Here is a 14,459-nt window from a genome sequence, read left to right on the forward strand (position 1 = left end):
GCGAGGTGAGTGTGAAAAGTTCTTTGATTAGAAAAATGTGAATCTCTTACCGGCGGAAATCACCCAACCATCGCTCAACAAGATAAAAGGCGATGGAGGATCGCATAGGGAGATTCATGCGTACACCGCTTGCCGGGTCGGCGTAGTCGCCATTGATCATCATTGCGATATCGTCCCGGCTGAACCACCGGGCCTCGTCGATCTCCTCCGGGTCCACTGTGACCGGCTGGTCCCGGTCGGCCACCGCGGTATAGCCGAGCATCAGCGAGCCCGGGTACGGCCAGGACTGGCTGCCCTCGTACTGAATTGAACGCAGCACGACGCCGACCTCCTCGCGCACCTCGCGCACGACGGCGGCCTCGGCCGACTCACCCGGCTCGACGTAGCCGGCCAGGCAGGAGAACCGGCGCACGCCGCCGACCGCGGGCCAGGCGGCGTTGTGGCCGAGCAGGCAGCGTCCCTGCGCGCCCGGCACCCCGTCGTGGACGAGCACGATCATCGCCGGGTCGGTCCGGGGCCACATCTGCCGCCCGCCGGCGTCCACCCGCGACCAGCCCGCCTCGATGACGGTGGTCGGCTCACCGGTGCGCGGCGAGAACCGGTGGCTGACGTGCCAGTTGCCCAGCGCCGCCGCGGTGGTGAGGATCCCGGCATCGCGCGGGTCGAGCAGATGGCCGATCTCCCGCAGGGTCAGCGCCTCGGCGTCGGCGGCCTCCGGCAGCGGGGCGTCGATCGCGAAGATCGGCACCCCCGCCGGGTCGAGACCGAGGAACAGCCGTTCGCCGGCGGGGGCCGCGTCGGCGCCGACCAGCACCAGCCTCGGCGAGTCCTGCGCGCGCCCGGAGATCAGCGCCCGGCCGCCCGCCGCGATGTCGATGATCACCACCAGGCCGGTCTTCCACGCGGTCGCGAGCCAGTCCTCGTCCCGCCGATGGTGCGCGGCCCGGTCCAGGCTCGTCCGGGCCAGGGGCGGCCCGTCCAGGCCGGGCTGCTCGCCGACGTCAGGCTGTTCCCCGGGCTGACTCACTCGGCCCGTTCCACCGCGGTCAGGGCGGCCAGGGGCGCCTCGATCCTGTCGGCGTCACCGAGCACGACCGCGACCGCGGCCGACGGCGCCAGATAGCGGGCCGCCGCCTCGGCGACCTGCTCCCGGGTCGCCGCCGCCAGCGCCGCCGAGTGCTCCCGCAGGTGGTCCAGCCGCAGGCCGAAGCTCGCGAAGACACTGGCCAGGCCGGCCAGACCGGCCTGAGTGGACATGCCGAGGCGCAGGGTGCCCAGGGAGTAGCGGCGGGCCTGCTCCAGCTCCTCCTCGCCGGGCGGGAGGCTGGCGATGCGGCCCAGCTCGTACAGGGTCTCGAGCATCGCGGGGCCGGTGACCTCGGTGGCCACCTCGGCCGCCACCACCAGTGCGGAGCCGGCGACGAAGTGCTCGATCGCCGAGTGCGGGCCGTACGTGTAGCCCTTGTCCTCGCGGATGTTCTCCACCCAGCGCGAGGAGAAGTAGCCGCCGAACACCATGTTGGCAAGCTGCAGCGCGGCGTAGTCCGGGTCGGTGCGGGTCAGCGCCGGCAGCGCCATGCGCAGCGACGACTGCACGGCGCCGGGCCGGTCGACGAGCTGCAGCGGACCGGGCTCCAGCTCGGGGGTGCGCGGCACGTTGCCGTCGCGGCTCGGGCCGATCCAGCCGCCGAGCGCCTTCTCGGCCGAGTCGATCGCCTTCTCCGGGTTGAGGTCGCCGACGAGCACCAGCACCGCGCCGTCGGGGCGGACCCGGTCGGCGTGCAGGGCGCGCAACTGCCCCGGGCGTACGCCCTTGACCTGCTCCGCCTCGGGGGTCTGCACCGCGTACGGATGCCGGCCGTACATCCGGGTCAGCAGGGCCGTCCGGGCCAGGTGCGCCGGCTGGGTCTGCGCGACCTGGATGTGGTCGACGAGCCGGTCGCGCTCGGTCGCGACCTCCTCGGCCGGGTAGGTCGGGTCGGACAGCACGTCCGCGAGGATCTCCAGCATCCGGTCGAGGCCGGCGGCCAGCGAGTTGCCCGTCACCAGCAGCCGGTCCGGGTCCAGCCCGGCCGACAGGCCGCCGCCGACGGTCTGCAACTCGGCCGCGATGTCGATGCTGGACATCCGCGCGGTGCCGGTGAACAGCGCCTGCGACAGCAGGGTGGCGCGGGCCAGCGGCGCGCGGCCGAACGGCACCCGCAGCCGCAGCTCGATCAGGGGCACCGCGGGGCGGCGGATGGCGATGACGGTGAGCCCGCTGCTGAGCGTGCGCTCGGCCTGCTTGGGCAGCTTGAGCTTGCTGTCCGGAATCAGCTCCGGTAGGGGCCTCACGCTCACTGGTTCGCTCCTGGGACGACCTCGATGGTGGAACGGCGCTCCGGCCGCAGGGTGGCGGCGGCGGCCAGGATCTGTGCCTCGGTGACCTCGCCGACGAGCCGGGGCAGGTCGTTGAGCATCTCCGGGCGCCCGCGCTGCGCCTCGAGCACGGCCATCGGCAGCGCCCGGCCCAGCACGGCGTCGGTGTCGCGCAACAGGTGTGTGGCCATGCGGGCCTGGGTGCGGGCGAGCTCACCCGGCGCGAGACCCCCGGTGGCGAGCCGGTCGAGCTCCTCGTCGACAGCGCGCAGCACCTTGTCCGCGTCGCCGCCGGGCGGCATGTGCGCCTGCAGCAGCATCGCGGTCGGGTTGCGCACCTGGTACTCGTCGCCCATGAATCCGATGTATCCGCCGACGCTTGTCACCGTGCGGTCGCGCTGCACCAGCCGCTCGACCAGCCGGGAGGCGTCGCCGTCGGTGAGCACCTCGGCCAGCACCACGTACGGGAGGTACTGCTCGAAGCTGCCGATCGGGTCCGGGACGCGCCATCCGCTGGCCACCGCCGGCAGCGGAGCGAGCCGGTCGACGTAGCTCTCCCGGCGCTCGCCGGAGATGTCGGGCTCGGCGAAGTCGGGCAGCTTCGGCTTGGACCGGGCCTGCACGTCGCCGAAGTGCCGCTGGATGAGGACCGTCGCCTCGGCCACGTCGAAGTCGCCGGCGACGGTGAGCACCGCGTTGCCGCTGGCGTAGTACTTGTCGAAGAACTCCTCGGCGTCCGCGACGGTCGCGTGGTCGAGGTCGCCGAACGAGCCGTAGCCGTCGTGCGCGTTGGCGAACGTCTCGAACATCACCGGGGGAAGCCGGAGCCAGGGGAAGCCGCCGTACGGCCGGTTGAGTACGTTGACCCGGATCTCCTCCTTGACCACGTCGACCTGGTTGCGCAGGTTCTCCTCGGTGAGGCGCGGACCGCGCATGCGGTCGGCCTCGAGGAAGAGCGCCCGCTCGAGGGCGCCGGCGGGCAGCACCTCGAAGTAGTCGGTGTAGTCGAGGTGGGTCGAGCCGTTGAAACTCCCGCCGGCACCCTGCACGTGCCGGAAGTGCGCGAGCTTCTCCAGGTTCTCCGAGCCCTGGAACATCAGGTGCTCGAAGAGATGGGCGAAGCCCGTGCGTCCCTCCGGTTCGGAGCGGATGCCGACGTCGTACACGACCGCCACGCCGACGACCGGTGCGGTGCGGTCGGGCGTGAGGACCACCCGCAGACCGTTGTCGAGGGTGAATCGTTCGACCGGATATTTCGTCGCGGGAATCTTCATTTTGCGCGCCACACCAGAGAATCTAACCCCCCGGGGCGGGCGTTGACGGGGACGGGCCGTGCGACGCTCCCGATCGCGGGTACCGGCTTGGGGTAATGAGTCCGTGACGTCAGGTAAATGCTTCGATATCCTGTCGCGTCCGGTACAACATCACCGACGGGGGAGCGGGGCCTGTGCCCGTACAGTTGCGCGTCGAGTGCGGCTCGACCACCGAGGCCGAGTCGCTCTATCGCTGGTTGCGCCGCGAGCAGGCGGTACGCCTCGACGGCGAGCTGACCCGGGCGTCCTCGGACGACCCCGAGACGATGGGCACCCTGCTCGACGTGCTGACCCTGATCATCGGCAGCGGCCTCTCCGCCGGTCAGCTCGCGCTCGCGGTGGCCAGCTGGCGGGACTCCCGCCGTCCACCGCCCGACGTGACGATCACGCACACCGCCGCGGACGGCGCCGTCACCCGGATCGAGGCGACCGACCGTGCCGCGCTTGCCGCCGCGCTGACCGACCTCCAGCAGCGCGAACAGAAGTAACCACGGATGAGTGACGTCGCGGACCCGGCCGCCTCCCAGATCGTCCTGATCGGGGTGTCGCGGTACCGCCGGCTGTTCCCGCTGCCGGCCGCCCGGCGCAATGTGACCGATCTGCGTGATCTCCTGCAACACGAAGATTTATGGGGTGTTCGCCCGGAGAACTGCCACGTGCTGCTCGACCCGGAGTCGCCGGCCGAGGTGAGCCGGGCGATCCGCCGGGCCGCCGCCGCGACCGGGAGCGACGGGCTGCTGCTCGTCTACTTCGCCGGGCACGGCCTGGTCGACGCCGACGACGGCAACCTGATCCTCGGGCTGCCCGACTGCGACCCGGAGGTGCCGTACGAGCGCGGCGTTCCGTACGACTGGATTCGCCGCGCGGTCGTCGATACCCGGGCCCGCCGCCGGGTGGTGATCCTCGACTGCTGCTACTCGGGCCGGGCCGGCGCCGAATTCGGCGGCGACGGCACCGGCACCGACTTCGTCGCCGACAAGGCCGAGGCCGAGGGCACCTGCCTGCTGGTCTCCGCGCCCGCGAACCGCCCGGCGATGGCGCCCAGCGGTGAGGCTTACACCGCGTTCACCGGCGAGCTGATCCGGCTGCTGCGCGACGGGCTGCGCCCCGCTCCCCCGGAGGCGACGCCGGCCACGCTCACCGTCCACACGATCTGGCGTACGGCGCGCCGGGCGATGCTGCGCCGCGGCTTCGAGCGTCCGGAGCTGCGCGCCCGCGACTCCGGCGGCGAGATACCGCTGGTGCACAATCCGGCGGCGCCGCGGCACAACCTGGCGGGCAGCGTGCTCTACGCGGCGCCCTGGTTCGTCGACGAGGACCTGAGCCAGCACGCGATCCTGATACTGCGGCACAACCAGACCGGTGCGGTCGGCGTCTGCATCAACCAGCCGGACGGCGAGATCCCTGACGAGTTCCCCGAGTCCTGGCGGCCGCTGCTGCGCGACCCGGCGTCGCTGTTCCACGGCGGGCCGGTGGCCCGCGACGGCTACATCGTGGTGACGCTGCTGCGGCCGGGCGCGAGCCAGCCGATGCGCTTCACCGCGGTACGCGACCGGCTCGGCACGATGGCCCTGTCCGCGGCGCCCGAGGACGTGGCCGGCTCGGTCGACGCCATGCGGGTGTTCGTCGGATACCTGGGCTGGCGGGCCGGCGAGCTGGAGGAGTTCCTGGACCACGGCGCCCTGATCGCCAGCCGCCACACCGCCCGGCAGGTCTTCACCGAGCGACCCGGCGAGCTGTGGCATTCCCTGCAGGCGGTCCGATGAGCGACGTGGCGAACGAGGCGTCGCAGATGAGTGATCCGGGCGAGGGGCTGAGCGCCGGCGAGGCGCTGTTGCTGGACCGGCTCGCGGCGAGCCTGCGCGGCGTCGACCAGATCACCCTGGTGCTCGGCTCCGGCGTGACCGCGGGCGTCATCCCGCGGGTGCACGGCGTCCTGGAGATCGCGGACAGCTTCGCGGCGGGGCGCAACGACGACGGCGCCCTCGAGCGGGCGCTGGAGCAGGCGCGCGCCGAGTTGGTCGGCGCGCAGCCGATCGACGTCTACCGCGCGTACCGGCGGGTGTTCACCGACTGGGTGTCGGCCGGCGCGTTCGACGTGATCGCGCAGCAGGCCGTGCTGAAGGCGTACGCGGCGCCGGATCCGATGGAGTCGCCCCTCGCGACGCACGGCCTCGGCCAGCGCGTGGAGCGCGGGGTCGGCGAGGGCGTCGAGAACGACCGGTTCTCGTGGCAGTTGCCGCGCGGCGTGCAGGCGCTGGGTCACCTGCTGGCCCAGGTGCCGGAGGCGTTCGATCACCGGGTGCTGACCACGAACGTCGACCCGCTGCTGGAGATCGCGATCCGGTCGGCCCGCGGCCGGGCGGTCAGCCTGCCGCTGGACTCGCGCGGCGGCTTCGGCCCCGCCGGCGCGACCGACGGCGCGGTCCGGGTCTATCACCTGCACGGCTTCTGGCGACCGACGCTGCACGTACGCGGCCCGCAGCTGCTGCACGACCCGGCGTTCATCTCGGAGAACAAGCAACTCATAGCCGCCACGGCCGGGCTGATCCGCGGCGACATCATCTGCGTCCTGGCCAGCAGCGACTGGTCGGGCATGGTCTCGGCCGCCATCTCCGCGGTCGCCCGGACCCGGCCGGTACGCGTGCTCTGGGCCCTGAACGAGCCCGACGCGGCCACCGCGCTGAGCACCGCCGAGCGCCTGCGCGCGACGATCGGCGTACCCGTCGAATGCTTTCCGGGTGTCGACTCGGAGCGGCTCTTCCCCGCGCTGGCCGAACGGGCCGAGGTGCCGGTGCCGCCGCGCGCGACCGGCCTGCGGCACCGGGTCCGGCACCACAGCTGGGAGCGCCAGCTCGTCTCGCAGGCCGGCGCCCAGCCGCCGCGCGACGTGCCCGGCCTGTTGCTGCAGCTCGAGCGCCGGTTCGGCTGGATCAACCAGCAGCGCGGCCCGGCCGGCCCGATCCGGCTGCTCTGGCCGGTCCGGCTGCGCTCGCGGGCCTCGGTGATCCACATGGTGCAGGCGTTCGTGGCCGGGACGCTGGCGCGGCTCGGCGTCGAGGTGCGGATCTGCATCGACGACGTCGGCTCCCGCGACATTTCCGCGGCGGCGGAGTTCCGCGCCGACCTGGAGCGCTGGATCGACCGCACCGGTCGCGGCGCGATCCGCGAGTTCGTCAGCCTCTCCGAGTTCCTCGAGCAGGTGCAGCGGCAGCCGGCGGACACCTCCCCGGAGTCGCTGCTGCGCCCGACCGATCCGTGGTCGGTGGCGCGCACCTTCTACGGCGAGCACAACCCGTCGCTGTACAGCCTGCTGGCGGCGGTGAAGGCGGTGCCGAACCTGACATCGTGGGACGAGCTGGAGAAGAACGCCTGGCAGATCGTCCAGTCGGTGCTGCGCACGGACGCGAACCGGCTGCTCACCCCGCTGACGTTGTGGCCGTACCTGAACAGCATGCTGCTCGAGAGCGCGACCGACGACGTCATGACGCTGGGCGGCCGCGACGAGGCGATCCTGTGGGCGCAGTGGCGGCAGACGTTCGGGTTCGGGCCGGGGCATCTCTACAACCCGTACATCAAGAGCCTGAAGCACGACGCGCACATGCTGCGCTGGTCGTCGGAGGAGGAGCTGCGCCGGCACCTGCACCGGACCCACGACCTGCCGGGCTGGGACGTTGAGGGCAGCTATGTGCCGTGGCTGTTCCAGAACGCGCTGCTGCTGCCCGCGTACCTCAACGACGAGCCGGCGCCGGAGACCGCGGACTTCGTGCTCGACTCGTGGGCGGCGTTCGTGGCGGCGATCGAGGACGGCCGCCCGGTGCTCGACCTGCTGGCCGCCCGCGTTTCGGCCCTCTTTTTGCGCTCCTAGCGCTTCCGGCCCGCGCGCATCGCCGCGCCGGCCCGCGGGCGGTAGCGTTCCGGTATGACCGCCGCGATTCTGGATCGTCCCGTATTCACGAATCCCGTCAACGACGATGCGGATCTCTGCGTCACCACGCTGGGACCGGAGCTCACCGCGTACGTCGCCGGTGCCGGCTCGGTCCGCGAGTTCGAGTCCTGGTTCGCGGCCCCGCACCCGCCCGGCCGGCTGATCCGCCGCCGGCTCGCGGTCGCGGCGGCCGTGGTCAGCGTCTTCGAGACGGCCAATCGAAGCGCCATGGCGGCCGCCTGGCTCCGCGAGCTCGACCCCGAGGGTGGCATACCGGCGCGGGCGCTGCGGATGTTCGAGGGCGACGAGGCCGACGCGAAGGCGCTGATCGAGGCCGCGATGACCTGGACCCTGTCCGCCGCCTGACGCGGGACGACACGGCACGCCCCGAGGCGCTACTCTCCGCTGGCCCATTTTCACCTGGCCACGGGCCGGGGGTGTCCGGCCGTGGACCTGCGCCGGGCGCTGCCGCCCGGGCCACGTGGAAAAGGCTCATCGATCAAGGAGAGTCATGCGCCGGCCTCGTTCCGTGCTCGCGGTGTTCCTCGGCTTCTCGCTGCTGACCGCGGCCGGCGTCGGCGTCTCCTACGCTCAGACCACGCCCGTGATCCCCGCGGCCGCCGCCCGGGGTGCGACGGCACCGCCCCGGCCCTCGGCGGCCGTGCGGCAGAACTGGATCCAGCGGACCACCGGGACGCAGTCCGTGGCGCTGACCTTCGACGACGGCCCCGACCCCGTGAACACGCCCAAGCTGCTCGACCTGCTGAAGAAATACGGCGTGAAGGCGACGTTCTGCCTGGTCGGGCACCGGGTGCGCGACAACAAGGCGCTGGTCGCGCGGATCGCCGCTGAGGGGCACACCCTCTGCAACCACTCCTGGCAGCACCTGCAGGACCTGCGCGAGCGCGACGACGCGTACGCGTTCCGGGACCTCGAGGCCACCAACGAGCAACTGCACAAGGCCGCCCCGAACGCGAAGATCAAGTATTTCCGGGCGCCGTACGGCAACTTCTCGCCGCGGCTGGGTGACTTCGCCGCGAGGCTGGGCATGACGCCGCTGTCCTGGAACGTCGACGACCAGTGTTACCTCACCGCCGATTACGGCACCGGCGCGACGATGCGCAACCGGATGTTCGACATCGTGAAGCGGAACACCAAGCCGGGTTCGATCATCCTGTCGCACGACAATCTGAAGCCGCACACGATCGCCGCGTACGAGACGATCCTGCCCTGGCTGGCACAGAACCACAACCTCGTAGCCCTACCGACCAACTAGGTCAACAGGGCACGTCGCCCGTCACGGCAGCCGCGGGACACCCCGCGCCCCGCGCGCACATCCCCGCAGTTCACGGCCCCTTTCCGGTCGGACGTGGCCAAATCCGGGTCCCCCACATCGGGTGACGCCGCCTTCTCACCATGCGGTCCAGGGTTGACGGCGCCAACCCACCTCGTCCACTATTCCCATCTATCAGATAGAGAAGACAGAGATCGAGCCGCACCGGACCGAGAGGGCATTCCCGATGTACGTCTCGGCACGCACCGACTACGCAGTCCGGGCCATGCTGGCGGTCACCGCCGACCACCCCCGCCTGGTCAAGGCCGCGACCCTGGCCGGGGCGCAGGACATCCCGCTCAGCTTTCTCCAGGGCATCCTGCTCGACCTGCGCCGCGCCGGCCTGCTGCACAGCCACCGGGGCGTCGACGGCGGGTACGCCCTGGCCCGGCCGGCCGAGGACATCACCGTCGGCGATGTGGTCCGCGCCGTCGGCGGCGCACTCACCACGGTCCGGGGGCTGCCCACCTCGACCATGACCTATCACGGTGTCGCCACCGGCCTCAAGGACGTCTGGCTCGCGGTGGAAGAGGCCATAAAGGGCGTCGTCAACCACCGCACGCTTGCCGAACTCACCGTTTCCGCGATTACCCCCACCACCACGTTGACCACGAAATAGGAGTGAGCATGAGCTCCCGCACCCTCCGTGTGCTTGCCCTAGCCGCCACAGCCCTGCTCTCCGCCACCTCCCTCGCCGCCTGCGGCAAGAGCGACGACACCGCCTCCGCGTCGGGCGAGGCCGCAGCGATCCGGCTCGGCTACTTCCCGAACATCACCCACGCGCCGGCCCTGATCGGGGTCAAGAACGGCCTGTTCCAGCAGGCGCTGGGCAGCACCAAGCTGGAGCCGAAGACCTTCAACGCCGGCCCGGCCGCGATCGAGGCGCTCTTCTCCGGCGCGGTCGACGCGACCTACATCGGCCCGAACCCGGCCATCAACGGCTGGGCCACCTCCAAGGGCACCGCGCTGAAGATCATCGCGGGCAGCACCTCCGGCGGCGCCGGCCTGGTCGTCCGGCAGGGCATCAACACCCCGGCCGACCTCAAGGGCAAGAAGCTCGCCACCCCGCAGCTCGGCAACACCCAGGACGTCGCGCTGCGCGCCTGGCTGAAGTCGAACGGCCTCAACGCCGACCAGCAGGGCGGCGGCGACGTCTCGGTGCTGCCGCAGGACAACGCGACCGCGCTGCAGGCGTTCGCACAGGGCGCGATCGACGGCGCCTGGGTGCCCGAGCCCAACCTGAGCCGGATGATCATCGAGTCCAAGGGCAAGCTGCTGGTCGACGAGAAGACGCTGTGGCCGAACGGCCAGTTCGTCACCACCCACCTGATCGTCAAGCAGGAGTTCCTGAAGAAGTACCCGGTGACGGTGAAGAAGCTGCTGCAGGGTCACCTCGCCGCACTCAAGGTCATCAAGACCGACAACGCGGGCGCGCAGAAGGCCGCGAACGAGCAGCTCGCCGCCCTGTCCGGCAAGCCGCTCAAGGACGAGATCCTGACCGCCGCGTTCAAGAACCTGACCTTCACCGCCGACCCGATCGCCTCGTCGCTGTACACCAGCGCGCAGCACGCACAGGACGTCGGCCTGCTCAAGCCGGTCGACCTCAAGGGCATCTACGACCTCGGCCCGCTCAACGAGCTGCTCAAGGCCGACGGGCAGCCCGGGCTCAGCGACGCCGCCGCATCCTCCTGATCCGTACCCGGCCGGGCCCGTCACGCGGGCCCGGCCGGCCGCACCTGGGAGTTCCCATGAGCATTCTGGAAGCCACGGACACCCGGACCGACCGGGACGCGGTCGTCCGCCTCGACGGCGTCTCCAAGCAGTACGGCACCGGCGGCAACGCCCTGCTCGCCCTGGACCGGGTCTCCCTGACCGTGGCCAAGGGCGAATTCGTGTGTCTGCTCGGCGCCTCCGGCTGCGGCAAGAGCACGCTGCTCTCGCTGGTCGCCGGCCTCGACCAGATCAGCGGCGGCACCCTCGACACCGGCGGCCGGCACGTCTCGCTGATGTTCCAGGAGGCGGCCCTGTTCCCCTGGCTGTCGGTCGCCGGCAACGTGGAGCTGCCGATGCGCCTGCGCGGCGTCGGCAAGGCCGAGCGGCGCAAGCGCGCCGAGGAGCTGCTCGATGTCGTGCGCCTCAAGGACTTCGGCCACAAGCGGCCGCACGAGCTCTCCGGTGGCATGCGCCAGCGGGTGGCGCTCGCCCGCGCGCTGGCCCAGAACGCCGACATCCTGCTGATGGACGAGCCGTTCGGCGCCCTGGACGCGATGACCCGCGACATCCTGCACGACGAGCTCGAGCGGATCTGGCGCGAGCAGGAACTCACGGTCCTGTTCGTCACCCACAACGTGCGCGAGGCGGTCCGGCTCGGCGACCGGGTCATCCTGCTCAGCAGCCGGCCCGGCCGGGTCATCGAGGACTTCGCCATCAAGCACGAGCGCCCCCGGCGCATCGACTCCCCCGAGGTCTCCGGCCAGGCGGCCGAGATCACCGACCGGCTCCGCGCGGAGGTCGCCCGCCATGCCTATTAAGTACCCGTCGGCCCGCGCCGGCCTCGAAGGCCTCACCGAGGACCCCGCTCCGCCGATCGTCGAGCGGGACACCGCCGCGGCGGACCGGATCACCGGACTCGACGCCCTCGAGCTCGGCGGGCGCACGGAGAAGGGCGCGCTCGGCCGCCGGATCTGGCGCAGCGCCTGGCCCAAGATGCTGGCGATCGCGATCGTCGTGCTGGCCTGGCAGTCCGTGGTCTGGGCACAGTGGAAGCCCGGCTACGTGCTGGCCGGCCCGGCCACGGTATTCGGCGAGATCGGCACGCTGATCACGACCGGCGACTTCTGGGAGGGCGTGCGCCTGACCATGATCCGGGCCGTGACCGGCTTCGGGCTCGCGGTGCTGATCGGCACCGTCATCGGCGCCGCGGTCTCCCGCTTCGCGCCGCTGCGTGCGGCGATCGGCTCGCTGATCACCGGCCTGCAGACCATGCCCTCGATCATGTGGTTCCCGCTCGCGATCCTGCTCTTCCAGATCAGCGAGAGCGCGATCATGTTCGTGGTCGTCATCGGCGCCGCGCCGTCGGTGGCCAACGGCCTGATCAGCGGCATCGACTACGTGCCGCGGACCTGGCTGCGGGTCGGGCAGGTGCTGGGCATGAAGGGCTTCGCCAAGTACCGCTACCTGATCCTGCCGGCGTCGCTGCCGTCGTTCATCTCCGGCCTCAAGCAGGGCTGGGCCTTCTCCTGGCGCAGCCTGATGGCGGGCGAGCTGCTGGTCATCGTGCCGGGCGCGCTCTCCATCGGCGTACGCATGCAGCAGGCGCGCGACCTCAGCGAGTCCAGCCTGGTGATCTCGTTCATCATCGTGGTGCTGGTGATCGGCATCCTGATCGACGTGCTCTTCAACGCCGCCGACAACGCCCTGCGCAAGCGCTGGGGCCTGACCGGAAGCTAGAGCGGCCGGACCGACTTCAGGACGTCGTCGATCACGTAGTCGAACTGCTTGTGCGTGCCGGGGATCGACACGTAGAGCACCGCCGCGGTCGGCTTGCCGACGTCGATGACCGCCACCGCCGAAAGCTCGTCGGTGGCGGTCAGGCCGGCGGCCGCGAAGTGCAGCCGGAACTCGCTCACCCAGGCGGGCCGCCCGCCGAGCCGGGTCAGCTCGTCGCGCAGCGGATCCATCGTGTTGGGCTGCGGGTAATACTCCGCGCGCACGTCCGCGGCCACCTGCCGGCCGACGCACTCGAGGTCGAGCGTCACCGCGTCGTTGTCCGTCGCCGGGACCGCCGCCGACAGGATCGAGGCGTGGTAGGAACCGCCGCTGTACTGCTCGGTGACGAAGTGCTGGCCGACCCGGTAGGGCACCTCGAGCGTGCCGGCCCGCCACGTCGCGTTCCAGGTGAGCCAGGGGCTGCCGTACTTCTTGTAGGAGATGCCCGATTCCTTGTCGATCGTCCGCTCGCCGGTGGCCGGCGGCGCCGCGCTCGGCGGCGCGACCGGGGCGGCGCTGGGCGGCACGGTGGGCGGCGGGCACATCTTGGCCAGCGGCGGCCGCAGGTCGGCAACGGACGAGGCCTTGCCGCCGAACGGGCTACCGTCCGAGGTCAGCACGACGATCATGATGATGGTCAGGCCGATCGCGAGGATCGCGCCGGCGATGCCACCGAAGATCAGCATCTGGCGGCGGCGACGGCGCGGGCCGTCCGCGCCCGGCGACTCCGGCGCGGCGGGCGGCGGCGGGACCAGCGGGGGCACGCCCGGAGCGGTCACGGTGCCCGAACCCCACGGGCCACCCGGCCGCGACCAGGCGACAGGTGTCGGGGTGCGCTCGGACATCACACCAGTGAACACCACCGATGCGCGTCACGGGTCACCGCCCGAGCACGGCCCCGGCCCGCGGCTCATAGGTCTGCACGACTGTCGCACCGGCGTCGCTGGCGCCGTCGGGCGCGTACCAGGGTGCAAAAGCGACGATCAGCACCAGGCCCAGCCCGAGAACCGCCAGCGCGACCACGAATCCCAGCTCACGCCGGGCGGACACGGTCTGCATGCGGAGCCTCCCAGGGAGTGCCGATTTTCGGCGCAGTCATCTCTAAGACGCCGCGAGAGCCAAATCGGTTGCATGCTCACTGCCACGCCTGCCCGAACCCCCGGTACCGTGACCCGATGGAAATCGTTTATCCCCCCGTCATCGGCGCTGCCAAGGTGATGTTCCGCGCGCTCGACCTGCGGATTCAGGTCCAAGGAGCGGAGCACATCCCCGCCAGCGGCGGGGCGGTGCTGGCGAGCAACCATGTCAGCTATCTCGATTTCATCTTCTGCGGTCTCGGCGCCCAGCCGGCCAAGCGGCTGGTCCGTTTCATGGCCAAGGAGTCGGTTTTCACCCACAAGATCAGCGGTCCGCTGATGCGCGGAATGCACCATATTCCGGTGAATCGCAAGGCCGGCACCGCCGCATTCCAGGAGGCCGAGACCGCGCTGCGTGACGGCGAGGTGGTCGGCGTCTTCCCGGAGGCGACGATCAGCGAGTCGTTCACGGTCAAGGGGCTGAAATCGGGCGCCGCGCGGCTCGCCGCGGCCGCCTCGGTGCCCCTGATCCCGATGGCGGTGTGGGGGCCGCACCGGCTCTGGACCAAGGGCCGCAAGAAGGAGCTGACGAAGCGCCACGTCCCGGTCATCATCGCGATCGGCGCGCCGATCGAGGCGGCACCGGGCGGCACGGCCGAGGCGACGACGGTCGCGCTGCGCAAGCGGCTCAGCGAGCTTCTGGACTCGGCGCAGCGGGCCTATCCCGAGCAGCCCTCGGGGCCGGACGACACCTGGTGGCTGCCGGCGCACCTCGGCGGCACAGCACCGCGGCCGGAGGAGGTCGGCGACGCCGCCTCGGCAGGGGCCTGACCCCGGGCGGCGCGGCGGCCGGGATCGGCAGGCAACGAGGCCGGGCGACCGGCCGGGCGTCCCGCCGAACGGGTCGGGGACGCCCGGGCCGGACAGCCGGGCCGGAAACGTCAACGGCGCCGGTTCCCCGA

The 14,459-nt window shown here is 71.5% G+C and carries 15 protein-coding genes; 10 read left to right on the forward strand and 5 right to left on the reverse strand.

The window, feature by feature from the left end; genetic code table 11:
* Positions 1-46: 46 nt before the first annotated feature.
* The 3 genes from nudC to AB0F10_RS04345 are packed head-to-tail and all read right to left on the reverse strand — an operon-like array spanning position 47 to position 3,632.
* Complete coding sequence (nudC, locus tag AB0F10_RS04335) at positions 47-1,027, reverse strand: NAD(+) diphosphatase (RefSeq protein WP_360620362.1); 981 nt, start codon at positions 1,025-1,027, stop codon at positions 47-49.
* Complete coding sequence (locus tag AB0F10_RS04340) at positions 1,024-2,340, reverse strand: pitrilysin family protein (protein ID WP_360620363.1); 1,317 nt, start codon at positions 2,338-2,340, stop codon at positions 1,024-1,026. Before AB0F10_RS04340 ends, nudC begins: the two co-directional genes overlap by 4 nt.
* Complete coding sequence (locus tag AB0F10_RS04345; protein WP_360620385.1) at positions 2,337-3,632, reverse strand: pitrilysin family protein; 1,296 nt, start codon at positions 3,630-3,632, stop codon at positions 2,337-2,339. Before AB0F10_RS04345 ends, AB0F10_RS04340 begins: the two co-directional genes overlap by 4 nt.
* Positions 3,633-3,805: 173 nt before the next feature.
* Here AB0F10_RS04345 and AB0F10_RS04350 point away from each other — a divergent pair, with 173 nt between their 5' ends.
* From AB0F10_RS04350 to AB0F10_RS04390, 9 genes are all read left to right on the forward strand, one after another.
* A complete protein-coding gene (locus AB0F10_RS04350) occupies positions 3,806-4,159 on the forward strand; it encodes a hypothetical protein (RefSeq protein ID WP_360620364.1) in 354 nt (117 codons plus the stop codon).
* A 6-nt stretch (positions 4,160-4,165) separates the two neighbouring features.
* On the forward strand, positions 4,166-5,437 hold the full coding sequence (locus AB0F10_RS04355) for a YqgE/AlgH family protein (RefSeq protein ID WP_360620365.1): 1,272 nt from the start codon (positions 4,166-4,168) through the stop codon (positions 5,435-5,437).
* Positions 5,434-7,539, forward strand: coding sequence for a hypothetical protein (locus AB0F10_RS04360; protein ID WP_360620366.1), 2,106 nt, complete (start codon positions 5,434-5,436; stop codon positions 7,537-7,539). Before AB0F10_RS04355 ends, AB0F10_RS04360 begins: the two co-directional genes overlap by 4 nt.
* A gap of 54 nt (positions 7,540-7,593) precedes the next feature.
* Positions 7,594-7,965, forward strand: coding sequence for a hypothetical protein (locus tag AB0F10_RS04365; RefSeq protein ID WP_360620367.1), 372 nt, complete (start codon positions 7,594-7,596; stop codon positions 7,963-7,965).
* Between the two features lie 145 nt (positions 7,966-8,110).
* On the forward strand, positions 8,111-8,875 hold the full coding sequence (locus AB0F10_RS04370) for a polysaccharide deacetylase family protein (RefSeq protein ID WP_360620368.1): 765 nt from the start codon (positions 8,111-8,113) through the stop codon (positions 8,873-8,875).
* Positions 8,876-9,119: 244 nt separating this feature from the next.
* Positions 9,120-9,551, forward strand: a complete 432-nt coding sequence (locus tag AB0F10_RS04375) for an Rrf2 family transcriptional regulator (protein WP_360620369.1) — start codon at positions 9,120-9,122, stop codon at positions 9,549-9,551.
* Positions 9,552-9,559: 8 nt separating this feature from the next.
* Positions 9,560-10,624: an ABC transporter substrate-binding protein gene (locus tag AB0F10_RS04380; protein ID WP_360620370.1), complete on the forward strand. Its 1,065-nt coding sequence runs from the start codon at positions 9,560-9,562 to the stop codon at positions 10,622-10,624.
* Between the two features lie 56 nt (positions 10,625-10,680).
* Positions 10,681-11,463 (forward strand): ABC transporter ATP-binding protein, encoded by a 783-nt coding sequence (locus tag AB0F10_RS04385; RefSeq protein ID WP_360620371.1) that lies wholly within the window; start codon positions 10,681-10,683, stop codon positions 11,461-11,463.
* Positions 11,453-12,382 carry an ABC transporter permease gene (locus AB0F10_RS04390; RefSeq protein ID WP_360620372.1) on the forward strand — a complete coding sequence of 310 codons (930 nt, stop codon included), beginning with the start codon at positions 11,453-11,455 and terminating at the stop codon, positions 12,380-12,382. The genes AB0F10_RS04385 and AB0F10_RS04390 overlap by 11 nt, the downstream gene beginning before the upstream one ends.
* Here AB0F10_RS04390 and AB0F10_RS04395 read toward each other — a convergent pair.
* Positions 12,379-13,266, reverse strand: coding sequence for a hypothetical protein (locus AB0F10_RS04395; RefSeq protein ID WP_360620373.1), 888 nt, complete (start codon positions 13,264-13,266; stop codon positions 12,379-12,381). The two genes, AB0F10_RS04390 and AB0F10_RS04395, sit on opposite strands and share 4 nt — an antisense overlap.
* Positions 13,267-13,300: 34 nt before the next feature.
* A complete protein-coding gene (locus AB0F10_RS04400; protein ID WP_360620374.1) occupies positions 13,301-13,480 on the reverse strand; it encodes a hypothetical protein in 180 nt (59 codons plus the stop codon).
* Between the two features lie 116 nt (positions 13,481-13,596).
* Here AB0F10_RS04400 and AB0F10_RS04405 point away from each other — a divergent pair, with 116 nt between their 5' ends.
* Positions 13,597-14,328: a lysophospholipid acyltransferase family protein gene (locus tag AB0F10_RS04405; RefSeq protein ID WP_360620386.1), complete on the forward strand. Its 732-nt coding sequence runs from the start codon at positions 13,597-13,599 to the stop codon at positions 14,326-14,328.
* Positions 14,329-14,459: the final 131 nt, after the last annotated feature.

Source organism: Actinoplanes sp. NPDC026623 (assembly GCF_040638275.1).
Classification (GTDB): domain Bacteria; phylum Actinomycetota; class Actinomycetes; order Mycobacteriales; family Micromonosporaceae; genus Actinoplanes.

Coding starts and splice junctions, on each gene's coding strand:
- AB0F10_RS04345 (WP_360620385.1), bottom strand. CDS start 3,632: ATGAAGATTCCCGCGACGAAATATCCGGTCGAACGATTCACCCTCGAC.
- AB0F10_RS04360 (WP_360620366.1), top strand. CDS start 5,434: ATGAGCGACGTGGCGAACGAGGCGTCGCAGATGAGTGATCCGGGCGAG.
- AB0F10_RS04365 (WP_360620367.1), top strand. CDS start 7,594: ATGACCGCCGCGATTCTGGATCGTCCCGTATTCACGAATCCCGTCAAC.
- AB0F10_RS04355 (WP_360620365.1), top strand. CDS start 4,166: ATGAGTGACGTCGCGGACCCGGCCGCCTCCCAGATCGTCCTGATCGGG.
- AB0F10_RS04390 (WP_360620372.1), top strand. CDS start 11,453: ATGCCTATTAAGTACCCGTCGGCCCGCGCCGGCCTCGAAGGCCTCACC.
- AB0F10_RS04380 (WP_360620370.1), top strand. CDS start 9,560: ATGAGCTCCCGCACCCTCCGTGTGCTTGCCCTAGCCGCCACAGCCCTG.
- AB0F10_RS04385 (WP_360620371.1), top strand. CDS start 10,681: ATGAGCATTCTGGAAGCCACGGACACCCGGACCGACCGGGACGCGGTC.
- AB0F10_RS04405 (WP_360620386.1), top strand. CDS start 13,597: ATGGAAATCGTTTATCCCCCCGTCATCGGCGCTGCCAAGGTGATGTTC.
- AB0F10_RS04370 (WP_360620368.1), top strand. CDS start 8,111: ATGCGCCGGCCTCGTTCCGTGCTCGCGGTGTTCCTCGGCTTCTCGCTG.
- AB0F10_RS04375 (WP_360620369.1), top strand. CDS start 9,120: ATGTACGTCTCGGCACGCACCGACTACGCAGTCCGGGCCATGCTGGCG.
- AB0F10_RS04395 (WP_360620373.1), bottom strand. CDS start 13,266: ATGTCCGAGCGCACCCCGACACCTGTCGCCTGGTCGCGGCCGGGTGGC.
- AB0F10_RS04400 (WP_360620374.1), bottom strand. CDS start 13,480: ATGCAGACCGTGTCCGCCCGGCGTGAGCTGGGATTCGTGGTCGCGCTG.